General features: G+C 60.6%; 22 protein-coding genes. 18 read left to right on the forward strand and 4 right to left on the reverse strand.

Annotated features, from left to right (window positions below):
* Positions 1-43 precede the first annotated feature (43 nt).
* From AGR1_RS21985 to AGR1_RS22000, 4 genes are all read left to right on the forward strand, one after another.
* Complete coding sequence (locus tag AGR1_RS21985; protein WP_003519820.1) at positions 44-967, forward strand: ABC transporter permease; 924 nt, start codon at positions 44-46, stop codon at positions 965-967.
* Positions 968-973: 6 nt separating this feature from the next.
* Positions 974-1822 (forward strand): ABC transporter permease, encoded by an 849-nt coding sequence (locus tag AGR1_RS21990; protein WP_077984038.1) that lies wholly within the window; start codon positions 974-976, stop codon positions 1820-1822.
* A 5-nt stretch (positions 1823-1827) separates the two neighbouring features.
* On the forward strand, positions 1828-3561 hold the full coding sequence (locus AGR1_RS21995) for a M14 family metallopeptidase (protein WP_149148259.1): 1734 nt from the start codon (positions 1828-1830) through the stop codon (positions 3559-3561).
* A gap of 120 nt (positions 3562-3681) precedes the next feature.
* The gene (locus AGR1_RS22000; RefSeq protein ID WP_149148260.1) at positions 3682-4506 is read left to right on the forward strand and encodes an AraC family transcriptional regulator; all 825 of its coding nucleotides are present in this window, start codon (positions 3682-3684) and stop codon (positions 4504-4506) included.
* 84 nt (positions 4507-4590) lie between these two features.
* Here the strand turns inward: AGR1_RS22000 and AGR1_RS22005 are convergent, their stop codons facing one another.
* The gene (locus AGR1_RS22005; RefSeq protein WP_149148261.1) at positions 4591-4965 is read right to left on the reverse strand and encodes a hypothetical protein; all 375 of its coding nucleotides are present in this window, start codon (positions 4963-4965) and stop codon (positions 4591-4593) included.
* Between the two features lie 343 nt (positions 4966-5308).
* Here AGR1_RS22005 and AGR1_RS22010 point away from each other — a divergent pair, with 343 nt between their 5' ends.
* From AGR1_RS22010 to AGR1_RS22060, 11 genes are all read left to right on the forward strand, one after another.
* Positions 5309-6481: an ABC transporter substrate-binding protein gene (locus tag AGR1_RS22010; RefSeq protein ID WP_077984138.1), complete on the forward strand. Its 1173-nt coding sequence runs from the start codon at positions 5309-5311 to the stop codon at positions 6479-6481.
* Positions 6482-6570: 89 nt separating this feature from the next.
* Positions 6571-7434, forward strand: coding sequence for a branched-chain amino acid ABC transporter permease (locus AGR1_RS22015; RefSeq protein ID WP_077984042.1), 864 nt, complete (start codon positions 6571-6573; stop codon positions 7432-7434).
* A 1-nt stretch (position 7435) separates the two neighbouring features.
* A complete protein-coding gene (locus AGR1_RS22020; protein ID WP_149148262.1) occupies positions 7436-8443 on the forward strand; it encodes a branched-chain amino acid ABC transporter permease in 1008 nt (335 codons plus the stop codon).
* Entirely contained in the window at positions 8440-9204 is a 765-nt protein-coding gene (locus AGR1_RS22025) for an ABC transporter ATP-binding protein (RefSeq protein WP_077984044.1), read from the forward strand. The genes AGR1_RS22020 and AGR1_RS22025 overlap by 4 nt, the downstream gene beginning before the upstream one ends.
* Entirely contained in the window at positions 9185-9901 is a 717-nt protein-coding gene (locus AGR1_RS22030) for an ABC transporter ATP-binding protein (protein ID WP_077984045.1), read from the forward strand. The genes AGR1_RS22025 and AGR1_RS22030 overlap by 20 nt, the downstream gene beginning before the upstream one ends.
* 173 nt (positions 9902-10074) lie before the next feature.
* On the forward strand, positions 10075-10890 hold the full coding sequence (locus AGR1_RS22035; RefSeq protein WP_149148263.1) for a MurR/RpiR family transcriptional regulator: 816 nt from the start codon (positions 10075-10077) through the stop codon (positions 10888-10890).
* Between the two features lie 204 nt (positions 10891-11094).
* Positions 11095-13011 (forward strand): 5-dehydro-2-deoxygluconokinase, encoded by a 1917-nt coding sequence (iolC, locus tag AGR1_RS22040; RefSeq protein ID WP_149148264.1) that lies wholly within the window; start codon positions 11095-11097, stop codon positions 13009-13011.
* Positions 13008-14834, forward strand: a complete 1827-nt coding sequence (iolD, locus tag AGR1_RS22045) for a 3D-(3,5/4)-trihydroxycyclohexane-1,2-dione acylhydrolase (decyclizing) (RefSeq protein ID WP_137411975.1) — start codon at positions 13008-13010, stop codon at positions 14832-14834. Before iolC ends, iolD begins: the two co-directional genes overlap by 4 nt.
* Position 14835: 1 nt before the next feature.
* A complete protein-coding gene (iolE, locus tag AGR1_RS22050; RefSeq protein ID WP_137411974.1) occupies positions 14836-15744 on the forward strand; it encodes a myo-inosose-2 dehydratase in 909 nt (302 codons plus the stop codon).
* Between the two features lie 101 nt (positions 15745-15845).
* Positions 15846-16658: a 5-deoxy-glucuronate isomerase gene (gene iolB / locus AGR1_RS22055; RefSeq protein WP_077984050.1), complete on the forward strand. Its 813-nt coding sequence runs from the start codon at positions 15846-15848 to the stop codon at positions 16656-16658.
* 36 nt (positions 16659-16694) lie between these two features.
* A complete protein-coding gene (locus tag AGR1_RS22060; protein ID WP_149148265.1) occupies positions 16695-17822 on the forward strand; it encodes a Gfo/Idh/MocA family oxidoreductase in 1128 nt (375 codons plus the stop codon).
* Positions 17823-17955: 133 nt separating this feature from the next.
* Here AGR1_RS22060 and AGR1_RS22065 read toward each other — a convergent pair whose 3' ends face one another.
* From AGR1_RS22065 to AGR1_RS22075, 3 genes are all read right to left on the reverse strand, one after another.
* Positions 17956-18918: a 2-hydroxyacid dehydrogenase gene (locus tag AGR1_RS22065; protein WP_137411971.1), complete on the reverse strand. Its 963-nt coding sequence runs from the start codon at positions 18916-18918 to the stop codon at positions 17956-17958.
* A 407-nt stretch (positions 18919-19325) separates the two neighbouring features.
* Entirely contained in the window at positions 19326-20348 is a 1023-nt protein-coding gene (locus tag AGR1_RS22070; protein ID WP_142913140.1) for a LacI family DNA-binding transcriptional regulator, read from the reverse strand.
* Positions 20349-20482: 134 nt separating this feature from the next.
* Positions 20483-20992 (reverse strand): MarR family transcriptional regulator, encoded by a 510-nt coding sequence (locus AGR1_RS22075; protein WP_077984053.1) that lies wholly within the window; start codon positions 20990-20992, stop codon positions 20483-20485.
* 79 nt (positions 20993-21071) lie between these two features.
* Between AGR1_RS22075 and AGR1_RS22080 the strand changes: the two genes are divergently transcribed.
* From AGR1_RS22080 to AGR1_RS22090, 3 genes are all read left to right on the forward strand, one after another.
* The gene (locus AGR1_RS22080) at positions 21072-21872 is read left to right on the forward strand and encodes a creatininase family protein (protein ID WP_149148266.1); all 801 of its coding nucleotides are present in this window, start codon (positions 21072-21074) and stop codon (positions 21870-21872) included.
* A gap of 115 nt (positions 21873-21987) precedes the next feature.
* Entirely contained in the window at positions 21988-23115 is a 1128-nt protein-coding gene (locus tag AGR1_RS22085; RefSeq protein ID WP_077984055.1) for a GTP-binding protein, read from the forward strand.
* 223 nt (positions 23116-23338) lie between these two features.
* Complete coding sequence (locus AGR1_RS22090; protein WP_080793901.1) at positions 23339-24331, forward strand: WD40 repeat domain-containing protein; 993 nt, start codon at positions 23339-23341, stop codon at positions 24329-24331.
* Positions 24332-24368 lie beyond the last annotated feature (37 nt).

The following is a 24368-nucleotide window of genomic DNA, read 5'->3' on the forward strand; positions in this document are numbered from 1 at the left end:
CCGCAATGCGGGCAAGGTCGGGTCTCTCTTCAAGGTAAAAAACGTGGCCGGTTTCCTCATCAAGCGATTGCTGCAGGCGATTTTTGTCGTCATCGCCATCACCCTTCTCGTTTCCTTCGCCATCCGCCTCACCGGTGACCCCGCCGTCACCATGTTCCAGGGCGGTGGCAGCATGACGGAAGACGATCTGGCGCGCATCCGCGCAGCGCTCGGCACCGACCGGCCATTCTTCGTGCAATATTTCAGCTTCCTGAAGGGTCTCGTGACGCTCGATTTCGGCCGCAGCTTCACCGGCAGCACGCCCGTCTCGCGCCTGATCGCGGATGCCCTACCCGCAACGCTTCTCCTCGCCTTCATCTCCATGGCGGTCTCGATTGCGCTGTCGATCCCGCTCGGCATCAAGGCCGCAACCTCGCGCGGCAAGACGGCCGATCAGGTGATCCGCATCTTCTCGCTCGTCGGCCTGTCCTTCCCGAATTTCTGGCTGGCCACCATGCTGGTGCTCTTATTCTCCATCACGCTCGGCTGGCTGCCGCCAAGCGGCATGGGCGGCTTTGCCAGCTACATCATGCCCGCCGTCACCATGGGCGTCATCCTGACGGCTACCAATGTGCGGCTGGTGCGCACGGCCATGCTGGATACGCTGCGCTCGCAATATGTCATGGTGGCGCGCGCAAAGGGGCTGAGCGAAAATAAGGTTCTCTACAAGCACGCGCTGCGCAATTGCGCCATTCCGCTCATCACCTATTTTGGCCTGCAATTCGGCGGGCTGCTCGGCGGCATCGTCGTCATTGAGCGCGTCTTCAACTGGCCGGGCCTCGGCACGCTGGCCTTCGACGCCGTCGGCGCACGTGATTATCCCGTGCTTCAGGCCGTCATCACCGTGCTGTCGCTGATGATCGTCGGCATCAACCTTCTGGTCGATATCGCCTATGGCCTTGTCGATCCGCGCATCCGCACGGAGTAAGTGACGATGGCTGCCAAAACCTCGCGTCTTTCGCGCTTCACCAATCTCGAATTCGTCCTCGGCGCGTCGCTGACGACAATCATCTGCCTTGCCGTCATCTTTTCCGACGTGCTGTTTCCGGGCGGGGCCGACAAGATCGACCTCATGGCGCGCCTTGCCAAACCGTTTGCCAATGCCGCCCATCCGCTCGGCACCGATCCGCTGGGGCGTGACGTGCTCGCGCGCGTCGTCGCCGGCGGCAAGATCTCGCTGCTGGTCGGCTTCACCTCCGTCATCGGCGCTGTCATCTTCGGCGTCGCGGTCGGACTGGTGGCCGGTTATTATCGCGGCTTCTGGGACATGCTGGTCATGCGCTTTGCCGATATCCAGCTCGCCATGCCCTTCATCCTGCTCGCCATCACTTTCATCGCCATTGTCGGCGGCAGCCTCACCAACACCATCATCCTCCTGATCGTCTCGCAATGGGTGCAATATGCCCGCCTCGTGCGCGGCTCGGTGCTGACGCTTCGGGAGCGGGAATTTATCCTTTCCGCCCGCGCTATCGGCGTGAAGGACTGGCGCATCATTCTCCAGCACCTGCTGCCGAACCTGATCGGCCCTGTCATCGTGCTGATGACGCTCAATGTCGCCAACAACATCCTGCTCGAAAGCAGCCTCACCTTCCTCGGTCTCGGCGTCGATCCGACCATTCCGAGCTGGGGCGGCATGCTGGCGGATGGACGGACCTATCTGCAAACCGCATGGTGGGTCAGCGTCTTCCCGGGTCTTGCTATCCTTCTGACGGTGCTTGGCCTCAACCTTCTCGGTGACTGGCTGCGCGACAGCCTCGACCCCACCGGCAGAACCTCGAGGTAACAGCGATGAGCCAGATTTTCGACCAGACTTTCGAACGCACGCTGGATACGCTTCTTGCCAATGCCGAACCCGGCCAGTCCTTCGAGGCATGGAGCTTCGATGACGCCAAAAGCCGTCGCGAAGCCGAAAACCGGCTGAAGAAAAAAGGGGTCAGCGCCCGCATCCGCAGCGCCTACAAGCCGCTTCTCTTCACCTTTCTGGAAGAGATCAGCCTCGATGGCGTCGACACCATCGAGGTGCGTTACCCGGTGCACGCCAGCGCGCCGGCCAACCGTTTCCGGTTGGAGGCCTATCCCCTGGCGGCGCTGGTGGGCGATACGAAGATCGACTTCATCGCCCGAAAAGACGACGAGTTCCATTATGATGTTACCCTGAGCCGCAACGGCAAGACGGAAACCCTGAAGGTTCTGGCGCCGAACCGGGTTCACACCGATATCGTCGGCGAAACCAACGTCTCTCCCACCGGCTGGTTCCGGCCTGCCGGCAACGCTTCAGGTGAGCGGCTGGAGACGGATTTCGAACGGCTTTTCGAAGCGGCGATCCAAGCCGTCGCCGACCATGGCTGGGGTGACAACGAGCCCTATTTCGAAGAACTGAACATTCGCGTCACGCATCCAGCCGAAGATCTGCCGCTGGCGGTTGGCGACGAAGTCGTCAGCCTGCGCGAAGCCCTGCATGAAGATATCTATTTCTCGCTCTTGGAGTTCTTCCAGAAAAAATCCGGCCGCCCGCTTGGCGACCGGGGACTGAAGCCCGGCCAGATCGTACCGGAAATCGTCAAAAGCGAGGGCGAAGTCTCCGTCCGCATCGAGGCTCGCAGGCTCACCACCGTCTTTCTCGATGGTCGCGAACAGGAGATCGATACAGCCAGCGAACCGGTTGCGGCAGGCCAGCTCACGAAGCTGCTTGAAGAAATCGGCGGCGAGGGATTCGAGGCGCGCTCTCGTTCCGGCCGTATTCTTGCCGCCCGGTATGTCACCGGCAGCGATACCGCCGTGATGATCAGCGGCGGTCAGCACCCTAACGAGACCACAGGCATCGTCGGCGCCATCCGGGCCGCCCGCAGGCTCGCCGGACGCAAGGGCGCGCATTTCACCATTTCGCCGCTGGAAAATCCGGATGGTTACGCCCTGCATCAACGGCTGAGAGCCGACAATCCGCGCCACATGCATCACGCAGCGCGTTACACGGCGCTCGGCGACGATCTCGAATACCGCACGCTGGAAAATTCAGGCAGCCATATCAACGAGAAGGAAATCCGCTTCAAGGCGCAGGACATCAGCGGTGCCAGCCTGCATGTGAACCTGCACGGTTATCCATCTCACGAATGGACCCGACCGCTTTCCGGTTATGTACCGCGCAATTTCGCCATGTGGACGCTACCGAAGGGTTTCTTCCTCATCATCCGCCACCATGTGGACTGGGAAAGGCAGGCCGAGGCCCTGCTCGACCGGGTGACCCGCCATCTTGGCGCCATTCCCGGCCTGCTCGACTACAACAACCGACAGATCGCACTTTATGAAATCCACGCCGGTGAAACCGGTTTTCGCATCATCAACGGCTTCCCGTGCCTGTCGTCCGTCGATGACCGCCACACCGTACCGATGACGCTGATCACCGAATATCCAGACGAGACAATCTACGGCAACGATTTCATCACCGGCCACACCGCACAGATGGAAACGGTTCTCTCGGCCTATGACGCCTGGCAGGAAATCCTGTCACCACAGGTCGCCTGATAGAGCCAGTCGGAGACGGCGGGAGCGAAAGCGGCGGGAAAAGGCGATAACAAGTCAAACCCGATCAAGCAGGAAGCGGAGCGGTTTTGCATGGTGAGGGCGTGAACCACAGGAGACCCCATGCCCGCTCTCGACAAGCTCATCTGGCAGATCGAAACCGATCTGCACAAGGACCTGACATTGACGGTCCTGTCTAATCGCTGCGCAATCAGTACACATCACATGTGCCGGTTGTTCCAGCTTTCCACCGGCCTGTCGATCATGTCCTACGTCCGGGCACGCCGCCTTTCCAGGGCAGCGGAAACCATCGCGCTGTGCGATGGCGACATCCTCACCGCAGCACTTGATGCGGGATACGGGTCCCATGAGGCGTTCACGCGAGCCTTTGCGAATTATTTCAATGCATTACCGAGCACTGTTCGCAAGGCCCGATCAACCTCGTCCCTTGATCTCATGGAGCCATTAAAAATGAAAACCGACATGTTCGTCGAAGTCCAGCCGCCGGAAATGCGCCGTGCCGACGCCTTTATGGTTGTGGGTCTCAGTACCCCGTGCTCACTGGAGAATAACAGCACCATTCCCGCCCTCTGGCAGCGCTTCAATCTGCGCGAAAGCGAGGTCGAGGAGGTGGTATCCGGGGCTGCCTACGGAGTGTGCAGCGCCGCCGATGAAGCCGGCAACTGCACCTATCTCGCCGGCGTCCAGGCGCTGAAAACAACACCGGGCATGGATCATATCGAGTTGCCCGCACAATCCTACGCGGTCTTCACCCATAACGGACACATCTCGGATCTTCCACGAACGGTCTACACGATCTGGAACAAGGCGCTGCCCGATGCCGGACTGAAAACCGCCGACTCTCCCGATTTCGAACGTTATGACCGGCGCTTCAATCCTGAGACCGGGCGGGGAAGCGTGGAAATCTGGATACCCGTCATCGCCTGAAACAATGGCCTGTAAAGACCATATGCTCCAGCCAGCGTTGGGGCATATGGCGCATGGGCCGCCGCCCAACCGGAGACGGTCCGCCTATTTTGCCAACGCGGCGGTGGCGAGCTTCTGGTCCCGCTGCTTCTGCAGCAGCTTCTTGCCCTTGCTGAGAATATGCAAGTTGGCGGCATCCAGCTTGTTATAGGCAGCCTGGATGATATCGAGATCGGAGACATGCCCGACCGCTGCGAGCTTGTACATGACGTCTCCGACGGCGACGTCGATGGTCGGCGCAGGCGTGGTGGCGACGTCCCGCGCGGCGGCCTGAACACCCTCCGCCGTTCCGCCCATGCCGAGATAGAGCGTGAGCGCCTTGCGAAGAAACGCCTCGCGGCGTTCGATCTTGTTGTTGAGTATACTTTCGCCGACGCGATTACGCATCAGCTCAACGGCTCTGTTTTGATATTCGCTCATCAGACACCAAATAAAGTTCAGAAATATTCTTCGCGAGGCTACGAACAATCCCCTTAAAACTGGTTAAGGCGTGGCGTTCGCCTTCGCGTGAACACCATTGCGCACCGAGTTTACCCGAAGCTGTTTTCCCGCGTCTGAAACGACCGGCGACGGAACCGGTTTGAAAATCGTTCAGGCGGCGTTATTGTCCTTTCCGGTTTGGGGCGGGGCGCAACAAAGCCGTTATTGATAACCGTCAGGTTATTTATACCCCCCCTTATTTCATTTTACTTTGGCCGCCGCACTCATCAATCTGACAGCCTGGATCGGTGGACGGGAGCCACGGATCAATTGGGAGGAAGTCATGAAAATGCGGATCACCGCCGCCATCGCGGCCATTTGTTTTAGTTCCGTTGCCTATGCCGATACGATCAAGGTGGGTGTAGTCGGTCCGTTCTCCGGCCCCTTCGCGTTGCAGGGCAAGAACTTCAAGGCCGGCATCGACGCCTGGTTCGCCCTTAACGGCAACAAGGTCGGCGACGATACGGTTGAAATCGTCTATCGCGATGTTCCGCAGGCCGATCCGGCGCAGTCCAAGGCGCTGGCGCAGGAGCTGGTGGTCAAGGAAGGCGTGCAATATCTCGCCGGCTTTTATTTCACCCCCGACGCCATGGCGGTTACACCGCTTCTGAAGCAGGGCAATGTGCCGATGGTCATCATGAATGCCGCCACTTCGGCCATCGTGACCAAGAGCCCCTATGTGGTGCGCACCTCGTTCACCACCTGGCAGACCTCCACCCCCATCGCCAAGGTGGCCTTTGACGGCGGCGTGAAGAAGGTCATTTCGCTGGTCAGCGATTACGGCCCGGGCGTCGACGCCGAAAACGCCTTCAAGGCAGCCTTCACCGCCGCCGGCGGCGAAGTGGTGGAAACCATCCGCATGCCGCTTTCCACCAATGATTTCAGCCCGATCATGCAGCGCGTGAAGGATTCCGGCGCTCAAGGCGTCTTCGCCTTCCTGCCGTCGGGCCCGACCACGCTCGGCTTCGTCAAGGCCTTCAACGATAACGGCCTGAAATCTTCAGGCGTCAAACTTTTCGCACCGGGTGATCTGACACAGGAATCCGATCTGCCGGCGCTCGGCGAGGCAGCACTCGGCATGCAGACGACCTTCCATTACGCTGTCTCGCATGATTCCGCTGAGAACAAGACCTTCGTGGAAGCCGCCACCAAGGCGATCGGCAATCCGAAGGAACTGTCCTTCCCTTCCGTTGGCGCCTTTGACGGCATGTACGTCATCAGCAAGATGATCGAGGCCACCGGCGGCAAGCAGGATGCGGAAAAGGCGGTGGACGCGGTAAAGGGTCTTTCCTGGACAAGCCCGCGTGGCCCGGTCAGCATCGATCCGGAAAGCCGCCACATCACGCAGAACATCTATCTGCGCGAAGTGGCCAAGGGCGATGACGGCAATTATTACAACAAGGAAGTCCAGACCTTCGAAAAACAGGGTGATCCGGGCCTCGCCGCCGCGAAGTAAAGAACAGTTTTGACGACGTTGTCGGGTCGCCAATAGCGGCCCGTCTCCGGCCCGGATGGGCATTGCAGCACCGGGAGGAGCTTTTCAGCATGCAGACGGTCTTCAGCATCCTTGTCGATGCGCTTGCCTATGGCATGGTCCTGTTCATCATCTCCATCGGCCTTTCGGTCACGATGGGGCTGATGCGGGTGGTCAATCTGGCGCATGGCGCTTTCGCCATGATCGGCGGTTACCTCGCCTCCTATGCCGCCCACGGCCTCGGTCTCGGTTACGCCGTGGCGATCCTCGTCGCCATCGTCGGCACCATCGTGATCGCCATTCCGCTCGAACGTTTCCTCTATCGCCGCATCTATGGCGCGCCAGAGCTGACGCAGGTGCTAATGACCATCGGCATCACGTTTTGCATCATCGGCATCGCCAATTTCGTCTTTGGCCCAACGCTGAAGACCATTCCCTTGCCGCAGCAACTAGCCGGCCCCACGGATCTCGGCTTCCGCACCATCGCCACGCACCGCATCTTCGCCATTGCCTGTGGGCTGGCCGTGGCCGGCGCATTGTGGTTCACCTTCGAAAAGACGGCCTTCGGCATCAAGCTGCGCGCGGCCGTCGATAATGCCGCCATGGCAGCCGCACTCGGCGTGCGCACCGAAATCATCTACGCCGTCAGCTTTGCCATCGCCGTCGGCCTTGCCGCCATGGGCGGCGTCATCGGCGCGGAACTTTTGCCGGTCGAACCCTATTATGCGCTGCGCTACATGGTGACCTTCCTGGTGGTGGTCTCGGTTGGTGGCGCAGGCTCCATTCCCGGCGCGCTGATCGCCTGTCTTCTGCTCGGCGCGATCGACACGACCGGGCGGTATCTTGCTCCTGAATATGGCGAATTCTTCTTTTACCTGGCGGTCATCGTGATCATCACGCTGTTCCCGCGCGGCCTTCTCGGAAGGGCGAAATGAGATGGCGGTGCTCATGAACGACGTGACTGAAACGGCAGAGATCCCGAAGGCGCGCTCACCGCTGCGCACGCTTGCGGGACCGCTCCTCATCATTATGGCCGCGATTGCCGGTTATTATCTGTTTCCGGATAGCCTGGCGCTTCTGACCCGCATCATCGCCATCGCGCTGCTGGTGCTGTCGATTGATCTTGTTACCGGCTATTGCGGCGTCGCGACACTTGGCCATGCCGCGCTCTTCGGCGCGGGCGCCTATGCCGCCGGCATTGCCGCGGCCCATTTCGAGATCACCGATCCGCTACTGATGACCTTGATCGGCGCAGGCGCGGGCGGCGTGGCCGGGTTGGTCTCCGGCACCGTTCTCTTGCGCGCCCACGGCCTGCCGCAGCTCGTTCTTTCCATCGCCGTCATTCACCTGTTCCACGAGGCCGCCAACAAAGCCTCCGGCTGGACCGGCGGCAGCGACGGGCTATCGGGCGTCTCTCCCGACGCCCTGTTCGGCACTTTCGAATTCGATCTTTTTGGCCGCACCGCCTATATCTATGGCGTCTGTCTGCTGCTCCTCGTGTTCCTCGCCCTCAAGGTGGTGGTCAATTCGCCCTTCGGCATGTTGTGCCGCGGCGTCAAGCAGGACAGCATCCGCATCCAGGCCATGGGCGGTTCGGTCAATGGCACTATTTTGAAGATGTTCGTCATATCGGGCATCGTCGCCGGCATTGGCGGCGCGCTGAACGCCATCTCCACCCAGGTCGTCGGTCTCGACAGCCTCAGCTTCACGCTTTCAGCCGAAGGGCTGGTCATGCTGGTGCTCGGTGGCGCAGGTTCGCTTTACGGGGCGCTGATCGGCACCGTCACATTCATGTGGTTCGAGGATGTGGTTTCCGCCGCCAACCCGTTCCACTGGCTCACCATTGTCGGCCTGCTGCTGATTGCCGTCGTGCTGTTTGCGCCGCGCGGGCTTTATGGCGCGGGTGAAGACATCATTGCGCGCATTCGTGGAGGTCGCAAATGAGCGCCATTTTCGAAGTCTCCGGCCTCAAGAAAAATTTCGGCGGCCTCGTCGTTACCAATAATGTGTCGATGTCGCTTTCGCCGGGAGACCGCACGGTGCTGATCGGCCCCAATGGCGCCGGCAAGACCACCTTCGTCAATCTTGTCACCGGCAATATCAAGCCCTCGGCCGGAACGGTGCGCATCGCCGGCGAGGATGTGACCGGCCTCAGCGCCAGCCAGCGGGTGAAGCGCGGCCTCGTCCGTTCGTTCCAGGTCACAAGGTTGTTTCAGGACATGACGCCGGAGGAACATGTGGCGCTTGCCATTCTCCAGCGCGAAGGCAAGACGGGCCGGATTTTCGGCCGATACCGCGCCATGCCCTCGGTCATGAGCGAAGCCCGCGACATTCTCGGCACGCTCGGCCTTCTGGCGCTTGCCGAAACTCGGGTGCGCGAAATCGCCTATGGCCAGCAGCGTCTGATCGAGATCGCGCTGGCCATGGCGCTTCGCCCGAAAATCCTGCTGCTCGACGAACCCGCCGCCGGCGTGCCTTCCACGGAAACGGCGCGCATCGAACAGGCGCTCGACCGGCTGCCTGCTGATCTCGCCATATTGATGATCGAACACGACATGGATCTGGTTTTCCGGTTTGCCAAACGTGTGGTGGTGCTCGCCGCAGGCGCCGTCATCTTCGACGGCTCGCCGGAAGACGTCACCAGCAATGCGGAAGTCCGCCAAGCCTATCTGGGAAGTTACGCCGATGCCCGCAGCGCCGCTTGAAATCACCAACCTCACCGCCGGTTACGGCCCGACAAGGGTCATCGAGGGCCTGTCGCTTTCCGTGCCGTCGGGCTCGCGTTTTGCCGTGCTCGGCCGCAATGGCGTCGGCAAGACCAGCCTCTTCGCCACACTGGCCGGCCAGACGAAACGCTTCGCCGGCGATATCCGCATCGGCGGGCAGGACATCGCCGCTTTGCCGAGTGCCGCCCGCGCCAAAGCCGGCCTCGGTTACGTGCCGCAGACGCGGGATGTATTCCCGACGCTTACCGTCGAGGAGAACCTGTTTGTCGGCCTCAAGGCTCGGCCAAAATCGGCCATCGAGGAAGCCTACACGCTGTTTCCGCGCCTCAAAGAGCGCCGCCGCAATCTCGGCTCGCAGCTCTCCGGCGGCGAACAGCAGATGCTTTCCACGGCCCGCAGCATTCTTGGCCAGCCGCGCGTGCTGCTGCTCGACGAACCGCTCGAAGGTCTCGCTCCCGTCATCTGCGAGGAGCTGATGGCAGCCTTCTCCAAGCTCGCCCAATCCGGCGAAATGACCATCCTCCTCGTCGAACAGCGCATCCAGATGGCCATCGACTTCGCCGACCACGCCATCATCATGGAACGCGGCCGCATCGTCTGGGAAGGGCCATCCAGCGATCTTGCGGAAAACCCGGATATTATCGATACGCATCTCGGAGTTGGCGGGCTGCACTAATTTGAAACGCTATTCACCCTCAGCCCGTCATTCCGGCTTTGCGTCGGAATGACGGAAGCAATGCCACGCGAGCACCACTCGGCCTCATTTACCGTTTCCTAAAAAACCCAATGGAATAAAAATTCCACTGCAGTTAAAGTGCACACGATTTCAGTCCGCACGAAGGAACGACAATGACGGCAATCGAGGCGCCAGAATCCGTAAAGGCTTTTGAGGAGCGGCTGCTCCAGGTCGCGGAGGGTTTGCCGAAACGATTGCGGCAATGCGCCGATTATGTCGCCTCCAATCAGGATCGCATCGCCGTTTCCACCGTCGCCGAAATGGCGGAAGGGGCGGGCGTACAGCCTTCTGCCTTCATGCGTTTTTGCCAGATCATGGGCTTTTCCGGCTTTTCTGAAATGCAACGGCTGTTCCGTGATTCCTATGTCGGCGGTTGGCCGGATTACGCCACGCGGCTCGACCATCTGCGTGAAAAGGGCGATGAAAGCGCATCCGGCCTGCTTGCGGAATTCGTGGAGGCCGGCCGTTCCTCGCTGGAAATGCTGCTCAAATCGGTCGACACGAAGCAGCTTGATGAGGCGGTTTCAGCGCTCTCCCAGGCGCGCACCGTGCATATCATCGGTTTGCGGCGCTCTTTTCCCATTGCCAGCTATCTGGCCTATGCGTTCGAGAAGATGAAGGTGCCGGCGGTTCTGCACAGTGCGGTTGGCGGGCTCGGCAACATCAGCGCCATTTCCCGTGACGACGCGCTGATCGCCATCACCTTCTCGCCCTATTCCACTGAGACGCTGGAGCTTGCGGAAAACGCCCGCGCCAACGGTATTCCGGTCGTGGCGCTTTCCGATTCCGCGGTCAATCCGCTCCGGAAATCCGGTGCAACACTTCTGACGGTGACGGAAATCGATTTCGGCGCATTCCGATCGCTTTCGGCCACGCTCTGTCTCGCCATCACGCTGGCGGTTGCCGTGGGAACACGCAGGACCACCTGAATATTTTTATTGAAAATGGAAAAAATAGAATTTATGATCCAAATCCATGAAACGGGCATTCCACGACTGTCCGTCTCGTGACGGGACAAGTGAGCGGAGGAGGCTCACCCGAGCGGGATGGCGACAACTGGCGGCATGGTTGCCTGATCCGCTCGACACATATGAGGCAGACCGCGCCAGCGTGCGGTGCTAAGGAGGAACCTTTTGAAAAAACTTGATCTTATCACGATCGGGCGCTCGTCTGTCGACCTTTACGGTTCGCAGGTCGGCGGCCGTCTGGAGGACATGGCCTCCTTTGCCAAATATATCGGCGGCTCTCCCACCAACATCGCAGCCGGTGCTGCACGCCTTGGATTGAACAGCGCGGTCATTACGCGTGTGGGTGACGAACATATGGGCCGTTTCATCCGCGAACAGCTGGTGCGCGAAGGCGTCGATGTGCGCGGCGTGAAGACCGACCCGGAGCGGCTGACCGCGCTGGTGCTGCTCGGCATTCGCGACCAGAACCAGTTTCCGCTGATTTTCTATCGTGAGAACTGTGCCGACATGGCGCTCAGCGAAGACGACATCGATCCCGCCTTCATTGCCGAGGCGGCTTGCGTCTGCGCCACCGGCACGCATCTGTCGCATCCGAAGACGGAAGCAGCCGTGCTGAAGGCGCTGAAACTTGCCCGCGAAAACGGTGCGAAAACAGCGCTCGACATCGATTACCGACCCAACCTCTGGGGTGTTGCCGGCCATGGCGATGGCGAAAGCCGCTTTGTGGAATCGCAGAAGGTCACCGCCAAGCTGCAATCCACCCTGCATCTCTTCGATCTGATTGTCGGCACCGAGGAAGAATTCCACATTGCCGGCGGCTCGACCGATACGCTGACCGCACTGAACGCCGTGCGCAAGGTTTCGAATGCGACGCTGGTGTGCAAGCGCGGCCCGATGGGCGCCGTGGTCTTCACCGGCGATATTCCCGCAAGCCTGGACGATGGTGAGACGGGCGAAGGTTTTCCGATCGAGGTCTTTAACGTTCTCGGCGCGGGCGATGGTTTCATGGCCGGACTGTTCCGCGGCTGGCTGCGCGGCGAGGATTGGCCGACGACGCTGAAATACGCCAATGCCTGTGGCGCCTTTGCCGTTTCCCGCCACGGCTGCACGCCCGCCTATCCGAGCTGGGAAGAGCTGCAATATTTCTTCAAGGCCGGCATTCGCAACAAGGCGCTGCGCAAGGACGAGGCGCTGGAGCAGGTGCATTGGTCGACCAACCGCAAGGGCGACTGGGACACGATGCGCGTCTTCGCCTTCGATCACCGCATGCAACTGGAAGCCATCGCCGACGAGCTTGGCGTCAAGCACGAGCAGATCGGCGCTTTCAAGAAGCTATGCCTTCAGTCCGCGCAGCAGGTTGCCGGCGACAGGCCGGGTTACGGCATTCTCTGCGATGGCCGCCTCGGGCGCGATGCACTCTTTGCCGCCAGCGGCTCCGGCCTGTGGATCGGTCGCCCGGTGGAATGGCCAGGTTCGCGCCCGCTGACGCTGGAACCCGAACTCGGCAAGGATTTCGGCGGTCTTTCCGAATGGCCGCTGGAAAATGTCGTCAAGGTTCTGTGCTTCTATCATCCGGATGATACCGACGAGATGCGTGCCGCGCAGGAGGAGACGGTAATGCGTCTGTTCCAGGCGACCCGCCGCAACCGGTTGGAAATGCTGCTCGAGGTCATTCCCTCCAAGGTCGGCCCGACAGATGATCTAACCGCCGCGCGCATCATCGAACGCTTTTACGAAATCGGCGTCTACCCCGACTGGTGGAAGCTGGAGCCGATGAAGACCCGCGCGGCATGGAAAAATGCCTGCGACTCCGTGCACAGCAACGATCCTTACGTGCGGGGCATCGTCGTTCTCGGCCTTGACGCACCGCAAAGCGAGTTGGAGGAGAGCTTCCGCCTTGCCGCCGGTTTCGATCTGGTCAAGGGTTTCGCCGTTGGCCGCACGATTTTCGCCGACGCCGCGCGGGGTTGGCTCGGTGGCAAGATCACCGATGAGGAAGCGGTGAAGGACATGGCGCAGCGCTATACCAGCCTGTGCCGTATATGGGATGAGGCGCGCGCCAAAAAGGGAGAGGCAGCGTGAAGACAATCAGATTGACGGCTGCGCAGGCTATGGTTCGTTACCTCGCCGCGCAGATGAATGAATATGGCGAGACCTATATTGCCGGTGTCTGGGCCATCTTCGGCCATGGCAATGTCGCCGGCATCGGCGAGGCACTTTATGGCATTCGCGAGGAACTGCCGACTTATCGCGGCCAGAACGAGCAATCGATGGCCCATGCGGCCATCGCCTATTCCAAGCAGCTGCGCCGCCGGCGCGCCATGGCGGTCACCTCCTCCATCGGCCCCGGCGCTGCCAACATGGTAACGGCAGCAGCGCTTGCGCATGTCAACCGCCTGCCGGTTCTGCTGATCCCCGGCGATGTTTTCGCCAATCGCGGTCCCGATCCGGTCTTGCAGCAGCTCGAAGATTTCGGCGACGGCACGATGACGGTCAATGACTGCTTCCGCCCGGTCAGCCGTTATTTCGACCGCATCATGCGCCCGGAACAGTTGCTGACCGCGCTTCCCCGCGCCATGCGCACCATGACGGACCCGGCCGATTGCGGCCCCGTCACGCTCGCGTTCTGCCAGGATGTGCAGGCGGAAGCCTATGATTACCCTGTCAGCTTCTTCGAAAAGCGAGTCTGGCGTCAGCGCCGCCCCGAGCCGGATATGGTGGAATTCGAAGAGGCCGTCGCCGCGCTGAGGGCCGCGAAGAACCCGATCATCGTTGCCGGCGGCGGCGTGCATTTTGCCGGCGCAACCGACACGTTGAAGCGCTTTGCCGAAACCCACTCCATTCCTGTCGTCGAAACGCAGGCCGGTAAATCGGCATTGGCGTGGGATCACGATCTCAATTTCGGTCCCGTCGGCGTGACCGGTGCGGAAAGCGCTAATATCATCAGCGAAAAGGCCGATCTGGTCTTTGGCGTCGGAACGCGTTTTCAGGATTTCACCACCGGCTCCTGGGCGCTGTTCAAAAACCCGAGCCGCAAGATCCTGGCACTCAACGTTCAGCCCTATGACAGCGCCAAGCACGATGCGATCAGCCTGACGGCCGATGCCAAAATCGGGCTTGAAAAACTCTCCGCAGCGCTCGGTAGCCATCGTTTTGCGGCGCCCGATGCGGGCCTCAAGGCAGCATGGTTCGAAAAGGCCGATGCCGATACGGCGGCACCGGGTGAGGACCATGCCAACAGCCTGCCCACCGACATGCAGGTGATCGGCGCTGTCCAGCGCCAGTCGCGTGACAATACCGTCGTCATGTGCGCGGCCGGCACCATGCCGGGCGAGCTGCACCAACTGTGGAAATCCAAGCTGCCGCTCTCCTATCACATGGAATACGGCTTCTCCTGCATGGGCTATGAGGTTGCCGGCGGCCTCGGCATCAAGATGGCGGAACCCGACCGCGATGTGATCGTCATGGTCGGCGATGGCTCCTATATGATGATGAATTCCGAGCTTGCGACATCGGTTGCCATGGGCGTGAAGATCACGCTCGTCATCACTGACAACAGGGGCTACGGCTGCATCAACCGGCTGCAGATGGAAACCGGCGGCGCGGAGTTCAACAACCTCTACGCCCACACCAACGTCAATCCCATCGCCATCGATTTTGCCGCCCATGCCGGCTCGATGGGAGCGGATGCGCGCAAGGTTTCCACCATCGCGGAGCTGGAAGACGCGCTCGCAGCCGCGCGCGCCTCCACCCGCACGACTGTCATCGTCATCGATACCGACCCTTATCCGACCCCGCAGGCCGGCGGTCACTGGTGGGATGTCGCGGTGCCCGAAGTCTCCGACCGCGCCGAAATCGGACCGGCGCGCGCGCGCTACGAAAACCATATCAAGGAAAGACAGTAAGATGATCCGTTACGGAACCAACCCGATTGCCTGGTCCAACGACGACGACCGCACGCTGGGCGCTCATATCAGCCTGGAGCAATGCCTGGACGAAACCGCAAAGATCGGCTTTGACGGCATCGAAAAGGGCCACAAATTCCCGACCGACCCGGAGGGTCTGAAGGGCGTGCTTTCGCCGCGCGGCCTCTCCTTCGTCTCCGGCTGGCATTCGCTGAACCTCCTGACCGACGACATCGAATCCGAAAAGAAGGCCATGCAGCCGGCGCTCGATCTCCTGAAGGCCATGGGCTCGAAGGTCATCATCGTCTGCGAAACCTCCAACGCCATCCACGGCGCCGATGACACGGCGCTGGTCGACCGTCCGCGCCTTGCGGCCGAGGACTGGGCCAAGTTCGGCGCCGGTGTCGAGGCGCTTGCCGCCTTTGCCGCCGAACAGGGCATTACCCTCGTTTATCATCACCACATGGGAACGGTGGTCGAAAGCGAAGACGAGATCGACCTCCTGATGAAGCATACCGGGCCGAAGACCCATCTGCTGCTCGATACCGGCCATTGCCTGTTCGGCGGCGGCGACCCCGTCCGCGTCGCGCAGAAATACATGGGCCGTGTCGGCCATATCCACGCCAAGAACGTGCGCCCAGTCATTGCCGAGCAGGTTCGGAACGAGCGGCTTTCCTTCCTCGAAGGCGTTCGCCGCGGCGTATTCACCGTACCAGGTGACAGCGAGGGCGGCGTGAACTTCTCAGCCGTGCTGAAAATTGCCGCCGAGCACAATTACAGCGGCTGGCTGGTGATCGAGGCCGAACAGGACCCTGATGTGCGCAACCCGTTTGAATATCAGAGCCTTGGGCTGAAATCGCTGAAGGCTTTTGCGCGCGAAGCGGGGCTGGACAAGGCTGAGGCTGCTTGAAGCCTTTTCTCCCTCGTTCCTGTGCTCGTCACCGGGATGAGGGAAACGCGGGAATAGCCGCCCGATGAATTGAACGACTGACCAAAAAAGGGAACACCACCATGACCTCACTTCTGCGCAAGCCGGTCGCGACCAGCGGCAAGGTGCACGATATCACGCCCCAAAGCGCGGATTGGGGTTATGTCGGTTTCGGCCTTTACCGCCTGAAGCCGGGCGAAACGGCGGCGGAAAACACCGGCGATACGGAAGTCATCCTCGTGCTGGTCGAAGGCAAGGCGACGATTTCCGCAGGCGGTAAGGACTTCGGTGAACTCGGCGACCGCATGAATGTATTCGAGCGCAAGCCGCCGCACTGCGTTTATGTTCCCGCCGGCTCCGAATGGTCGCTGACCGCCACGACGGACTGCACAATCGGTGTCTGCACCGCGCCCGGCGAGAAAGGCAACCGCGAGGCGCAGCAGATTGGCCCCAATGGCGTGCAGCTGACCGAGCGCGGCAAGGGCGCCAACACGCGTTACATTTTCCCCATCGCCATGGAAGAGCGCGATGTGGCCGACAGCCTGCTGGTGACAGAAGTTTTCACCCCGTCGGGCAACTGGTCGTCCTATCCGCCGCACCGGCACGATGAGGATAATTACCCCGACATGACCTATCTGGAAGAAACCTATTATCACCGGCTCAACCCGGCGCAGGGTTTCGGCTTCCAGCGCGTCTTCACCGAAGACGGCTCGCTTGATGAGACCATGGCGGTATCGGATGGCGATGTCGTGCTGGTGCCCAAGGGCCACCACCCCTGCGGCGCGCCCTATGGTTATGAGATGTATTACCTGAACGTGATGGCGGGGCCGATGCGCAAATGGCGGTTCAAGAACCATCCCGATCATGACTGGATTTTCAAGCGCGATAATCCCTGACCGCTATTTTCACTTTAAATTTTGGGAGGAATGACCATGGCCGCTCTTGGCGTGGGCCTTCTCGGCACCGGTTACATGGGCAAATGCCACGCGCTTGCGTGGAACAACGTCACCAGCGTCTTCGGCGATGTGGAACGCCCCCGCCTCGTGACGCTCGCGGAAGTCAACCCGGAGCTTGCTGCCAAAAAAGCGGCGGAGTTCGGTTTCGTCCGTTCCACGGGCAACTGGCGCGATCTGCTGGCAGACCCGGAGATCGACGTCATCTCCGTCACCACACCAAATGCCTTTCACCCGGAAATGGCGATTGCCGCCCTTGAGGCTGGCAAACATGTCTGGTGCGAAAAGCCGATGGCGCCTGCCTTTACTGACGCGGTGAAGATGCGCGATGCGGCCCGCCGATCCGGCAAGGCAGCGGCGATGGGTTACAACTACATCCAGAACCCCGTCATCCGCCATATCCGCCGCCTGATCGACGAAGGCGCCATTGGCAAGGTCTATCACGTCCGGGCCGAAATGGACGAGGACTTCATGGCCGATGCCACCCAGCCCTTCTACTGGAAGAGCGAGGCATCCTCCGGTTACGGCGCACTGGATGATTTCGCCGTGCATCCGTTGTCACTGCTCTTCGCCCTCTTCGGCCACGCACAAAGCGCCATCACCGACATGGTCAAGCCTTACGAGACCCGCCCGCTTGCCGGCGGTGGCGAACGTGCGGTCGAGACGCATGATCTTGCCAGCGTTCTCTTGAAGCTGGAAGGCGGCATTTCAGCCGTGCTGATCGCCAACCGCTCCGCGTGGGGTCGCAAGGGCCGCATCGCCATCCAGATATATGGCTCCGCCGGCTCCATCCTGTTCGATCAGGAGCGAATGAACGAATTCCAGCTCTACACCACGGACGGACGCCCGGAAGAGCAGGGCTTTAGAACCATTCTCACCGCCCCCCACCACAAGCCCTACGACCGCTTCATCCCAGCCCCCGGCCACGGCCTCGGCTTCAACGATCTGAAAGTGATCGAATGCCGGGAACTGATAGCGTCCATAGAAGGCAAGAAGGCCCATATCATCGATTTCGACGAAGGGCTGAAGATCGAGCGCAGCATTCACGCCATGGCCCGGTCATTTGCAGAAGGGCGCTGGGTGGCGACGGAGGAAATTGCGGAATAGGGACAGATAGGGGGTGAGCGCCACGCTCACCTCCTTTGTCATGCTCAAGCCTGTCCCGAGCATCTGCAAACGATTGCTCTAACGCGACGTGTTTGGATCCTCGGGACAAAAGCCCGAGGACGGAGGAAAGGCCTCAGCCCTTGACCGGCGTCTCCGGCACCGGCGTCAGCACCTTGCGGTCCCTGAACCAGCCGAGAATATTGTCGGCCACCAGATCGGCCATGGCGTTGCGGGTGGGAACCGAGGCGGAGGCGACATGCGGCAGCAGGGAGACATTCGGCAGCGACAGGAAAGCTTCCGGCACCTTCGGCTCGGCATAGAACACGTCGAGACCGGCAGCCCCCAAAGCGCCACTTTTAAGCGCCTCAAGCAGTGCGTCCTCATCGACGCTGGAGCCGCGGCCTACATTGATGAACACGCCCTCAGGCCCGAGCGCGGTCAGCACGTCGGCATTGATCGCCTTGTGTGTCTCTGGTGTGCCCGGCACGATACAGATCAGCGTATCGACGGTCTCTGCCATTTCCTTCAGCGAGCCATAATAGGTGTAGGAGAGTTCGTCGCGCTTGCTGCGGGTGTGATAGCCGATCTCCACCTTGAAGGGTTCAAGCCGCTTGGCGATTTCCTGGCCGATGCGGCCCATGCCGAACAGGCCGACCTTGCGGCCGCGCAGCGAAAACGGCGACAGTGCGAACGGGCCTTCGCCAACCCATTTGCCATCCCGCAGCCAGGTCTCGGCCTGATAAAGACGGCGCACGGTGTTAATCAACAGCGCAATCGTCGTATCCGCCACTTCGTCATTCAGCACATCAGGCGTATTCGTCACCACGACGCCACGGGTGGCGGCGTGTTTAGCGTCGACACCATCATAACCCACGCCGAAATTGGCGATGATCTCGAGCTTCGGCAGCGCATCGATCCATTTGGCGTTGACGGCGCCAGAAACAGCAATCGCATTGACGCGTCCGGCCGCGCCCTCCGGCAAAACCGGCTCGGCACCGGCAGGCACTGCCACAATCTCGACCTTGCCTTCGAGGCGTTCGAGAACGCGAGGGTTTATCTTGCCGGGAACGAGAACGACGGCCTTTTTGTCAGACATGAGCGGATATTCCTCCAGATAACATTCCGATATCAGGAGTGGTCGTCAAGCGAACCGCTTGCCATCCCACTCCTCATGGCGGCGATCTTTTCAAACAACGACCGCCGTGAAAAGGCCAATAAGGGGATGTTGTGGAGGCAGAGGGAGGTTTCATGCCGATTTTTTGGCAGCGCCTCGCACCGTCGTGCCGGGCTGTTTCATCGCTGCAGGGTGTGACCTTCTAAAAGGAGCACACATCACGGCATTGAGCGCGATGGATACAGCTTTTCGCAACGTCACCCTTGGGCTTGTCCAAGGGTCTAACCATGCCAACAAAAACAATAGGTTGCGGATCCTCGGGACAGGCCCGAGGATTGACCTCGGCGCGGCTGGCGTCGCCAAGACCACTTCCTGCCGTAGGGTTAAGCTCACACCCGCGGCCGCACCGGCCCAGTCGATTGCCGGATGCGCATTTCCGGTTTGATGAGGTGAATACCATCAGGTTCATGGCTGCCCGCCAGCCTGTCCAGCAGCGCGCGGGCCGCCAAGCGCCCCACCTCGGCCTGGCCGTTGGAAACGGTGGTCAGCGCCGGGGTGGCGATGGCAGCTTCCTCCAGATCGTCGTAGCCCGTTACTGAAATATCGACACCCGGCACCAGACCGGCGCGGGAAATGCCGTTCATGAGACCGATGGCGACGAGATCGTTCCAGCACACGGCGGCGGTCGGCTTCTGCGGCAGCGAGAGGAAATGCACCGCCGCCTCGAAGCCGCCCTGTTTGGAGCGCGGGCCGGGAATGCGCAGGTTCGGATCGACCTCGATGCCCGCCTTGCGCAGCGCATTGACATAACCCTGATAACGGTCACGCCCCGTCGAGGTCTGGTCGGTACCGCCAACCATGGCGATGGTGCGGTGGCCGAGGCTGATGAGGTGGTTGGTGGCGAGCGAAATGCCGTAGCTGTCATCGCCGCGATAGGTTGGCATGTCAACGCCGTCCATGGAGCGGGCCACCAGAATGGCGGGCATGCCGTTTTCTTCGGCGAGCGTCATATCCTCGACCGGCGTGCCGATCGCCGGAGACATGATGATGCCGTCAGAGCCGAGCTGCAGCAGCGTTTCAATGAAGGTGCGCTGTTTTTCCACCGAATCGTAGTGGTTGGACAGGATGAACGTCTGTCGGCTGCGGTCCAGCTCGCTTTCAATGGCTTTCAGGATTTCGCCATAGAAGGGGTTCATCACATCGTGGAACACCACGCCGACAATACCGGAGCGGGAGGTGCGCAGGCTGGCGGCGCGGCGGTTATAGATATAACCCAGCGCCCGCGCCTGTTCCTTGATCTTTTCCCGCGTATCGGCGGCGACCAGCGGGCTATCGCGCAATGCAAGAGAGATGGTGGCGGTCGAAAGTCCGAGGCTTTCGGCAATCGTGGACAATTTGACCTTTTGGGCCACGGCATTCCTCCCCAAACGCACGTCGATGACGGATAGCTCCGTTTAAATTGCAATTAAACAATTTAAACAAAATCCGCAACCCGTTTAAGGAATACCCACAAAACAGATGGCTCTTTTAAAAATTTCAGCAAAAATTATTGAAGATTGGCGTCTATCGCCTTCAAGAGTTTAACGATGTTACGCACATCCTTGGCCGAAAGCCCCTCGACGGCTCTTGCGCCGCAATTGGCGATGGAAACATTGATGTGTTCGACGCTTTTCAGACCCGCTTCCGTCAGCTTCACCAGCGTCACACGGCCATCCTCGTCGTCACCGCTGCGCTCCACGAAGCCCTGGGCTTCCATGCGGCCGATCGTGCGCGTCATGGTGGGCGCCTTGACGCCGAGTTTCTGGGCGATCTGCCCGGGTGTCAGGCTGCCTTCCTGCGCCAGCGCCAGGATAACGCCGTCCTGTCCGGCATAAAGGCCGCTTTCGGCAAGACTGTGGCTCAGCGCCGTGCGCATGGAGCGGGCGGCCTGAGTGATGGATTGCGCCAGTTCCTCGGGGTTGAAATTCTCATCCCTTTTTTTGGCGTCCTTGGCCTTCTTGCCGCCCTTTTCCTTCTTGGCGCTTTTGTCCTTGTTCCCGGATTTGTCCTTGCTCATATGCGAGTGCCTTTTACCCTGTGGCGGAACCGATATATGTTGCTGGAAATCCTTATCGAATGCACGCGCGGACTGCCAGATGCCAAACTCATACACGCATTATCACGACGAAAACGTAACAGAGCCTCATCTTCGCGCAACAGGAGCAATCTCCGTCCTGCCGCTCGGTGCGCACGAGCAGCATGGGCCGCACCTGCCCTTCGAGACCGATACGCTGATTGCCGAAGGCATCGTCACCCGCCTTGCCGCCGCCCTGCCCGCCCACCTGCCCGTCTCCTTCCTGCCCGCGGAACCGGTCGGTTATTCCGTCGAACACATGGACGTGCCGGGCACGAAGACACTGCGTTACGATGAAGCCATCGAGCGCTGGCTCGGCATCGCCGAGGCGGAATGTAAAAAGGGCGTGCGCAAATTCGTGATGTTGAACGCTCATGGCGGCAATTCACCGCTGATGACCGTCGTCGCCACCGAGGCCCGCGTCCGTTTCGGCATGCTGGCGGTCGCCACAAGCTGGACCCGTTTCGGCGTGCCTGCCGATATCGTGAAGCCGCAGGACAAGGCGGTCGACATCCACGGCGGCGATATCGAGACATCCGTCATGCTCGCGCTTCACCCCGAACGTGTGGCGATGGAAAAAGCCGAGAATTTCCCCTCGCGCCAAAGCGACTTCGCACAGCGCTTCAGACATCTGCGCGCCTATGGCCCCCACGCCTTCGGCTGGCTGATGAGCGACCTGAATCCCGATGGCGTTGCCGGAAACGCGGCAGTCGCCTCGGCCGAAAAGGGCGAAAGGCTGATTTCCCATGCTGTATCGGGCCTCGTCGAACTGCTTGAAGATGTCCACGCTTTTGACATAACGTTATTTCATAACAAAATTTGAAAAACTCAGCCGAAACCGGCCAGAATCCCTTTGAACTGCCGGAACGTCGCGCCTATATGGACGACGACACTTATTCCTTAAGGCCGCGACCGGCCTTGCTCCACACGAGGTTTCCATGACCGAAACAGCACCAGCCAAGCCCATTCCAGTCACCGTCCTGACGGGATATCTCGGCGCCGGCAAAACGACGCTTCTCAACCGCATTCTCTCCGAGAACCACGGCAAGAAATACGCTGTCATCGTCAATGAATTCGGCGAGATCGGCATCGACAACGATCTGATCGTCGAATCCGACGAGGAAATCTACGAAATGAACAATGGTTGCGTGTGCTGCACGGTGCGTGGCGACCTTATCCGCGTCGTGGAAGGCCTGATGCGCCGTCCGGGCCGTTTCGACGGTATCATCGTCGAGACCACAGGTCTTGCCGACCCCGTTCCTGTCGCCCAGACCTTCTTCATGGATGACGACGTGCGCGCCAAGACCGAGCTAGATGCAGTCGTTGCCCTCGTTGACGCCAAGCATCTGCCGCTGCGCCTGAAGGACAGCCGCGAGGCCGAAGACCAGATCGCCTTTGCCGATGTCGTTGTCGTCAACAAGACCGATCTCGTTTCGCCGGAGGAAGTCGCCCGCATCGAAGATATCGTGCGCGCCATCAATCCTTCCGCCCGTATCTACAAGACCACCCGTTCCGGCGTCGATCTCGCCCGGGTTCTCGATCAGGGCGCCTTCAACCTGGAACGCGCGCTGGAAAACGACCCGCATTTCCTCGAGCACGGCCATGACGACCACGTTTGCGGCCCCGATTGCGACCATCATCATCACGACCACGGCCATGATCACCATCATCATGACCACGATCACGGGCATCATCACCACGATCATGACCATGCGCACGACCATGGCCACGATCACCACCATGGCGCGGTCTCCCCGATCCATGACGTGACGGTACAGTCGGTTTCGCTGCGCGGCGGCGAGATGAACCCCGAGCGGTTCTTCCCGTGGATTCAGAAGGTCACCCAGACCGATGGCCCGAACATCCTTCGCCTCAAGGGCATCATCGCCTTCAAGGGCGATGCGGAACGTTACGTGGTGCAGGGCGTGCACATGATCATCGAGGGCGATCACCAGCGTCCGTGGAAGGAAGATGAAAAGCGCGAAAGCCGCCTCGTCTTCATCGGCCGCGAACTGGACCGCGAGAAGCTGGAAAAGAGTTTTAACGCCTGCCTCGCGACGGCCTGAGGTTTTCAAGGGAAGGCACCGAGACGCTCATGCTCGGTGCCTCCCCACGCTCGACGTCATCCTCGGGCTTGACCCGAGGACCCATTGCCGCCAGCATGTGGATGGCCGGGTCAAGCCCGACCATGACGCAACGGGTTGAAACCGCACCAACGGGTCTTCCCGACCTTTGTCAGCGACCGAAATCCACCAAACAAAAAACACTGATACGAAAGACCGATGCCCCATGCCGACTGTTGCCCCGCTTGATATCGAAGGCCACGTGGTCTCGACCCATTTTCTCGGCGACATTCCCCTGTTTGCCACCGCCGCCGGCACCATTCACCGGCTGGATGGCGGCGAGAAGGTGACCGAGGCGCATGACGGGCTTTTGACCTGCATTCGTGACCCCTATAGCGCCACGCTGCTTTCCGGCGGCGAAGACGGGCGCGTGCTGCGCATCGGCCATGATGGCAGCATCAGCGAGATCGCCAATGTACCGCGCAAATGGGTGGGCGTCGTTGCCGGCGGCCCGCAGAAGGCGGTCGCTTATGGCGTCGGCAAATCCAGCTTCGTGCGACTGTCCGACGGAACGGTCAAGGAATTCAAGGAAGAACGCACGGTGGAGGCGATCGCCTTTGCACCGAAAGGCCTGCGCATTGCCGTTGCCCGTTACAACGGCGTGACGCTGCACTGGGTGGCGACGGCAGGCGATCCCGTCGATCTGGAATGGAAGGGTGCGCATACCGGCGTCACCTTCTCGCCCGATGGCAAGTTCCTTGTGACCACCATGCAGGAAAACGCCCTGCACGGCTGGAAGATGGAAGCCACCAAGGGCGGCATGGAAGCCCGCCACATGCGCATGACGGGTTATCCCGCCAAGGTCAAATCCGTGTCATGGTCGGCAAAGGGCAAGTGGCTCGCCTCATCGGGCGCCCCCGCCGCAATCGTCTGGCCCTTCTCCGGCAAGGATGGCCCGATGGGCAAGGCCCCGGAAGAACTCGGTAGCCGCGCCAATATCATGGCCACCAATGTCGCCTTCCATCCGGTGGAAGATGTACTCGCCATCGGCTTCATCGACGGCATGATCCTCGGCGTGCGCCTCGCCGACGGCAAGGAAGCCCTGCTGCGCCGCCCCGGCAAGGGCGCTATTACGTCCATGGACTGGAGCGCTACCGGCAAATTGCTCGCCTTTGCGTCCGAAGCGGGCGATTGCGGGATCATCGATATTTCGGCTTGAGGGATGGCGTAATGGGTTGCTCCGCACTTTCGCCGGA

Source organism: Agrobacterium sp. B1(2019), from assembly GCF_008274755.1.
GTDB lineage: Bacteria > Pseudomonadota > Alphaproteobacteria > Rhizobiales > Rhizobiaceae > Agrobacterium > Agrobacterium salinitolerans.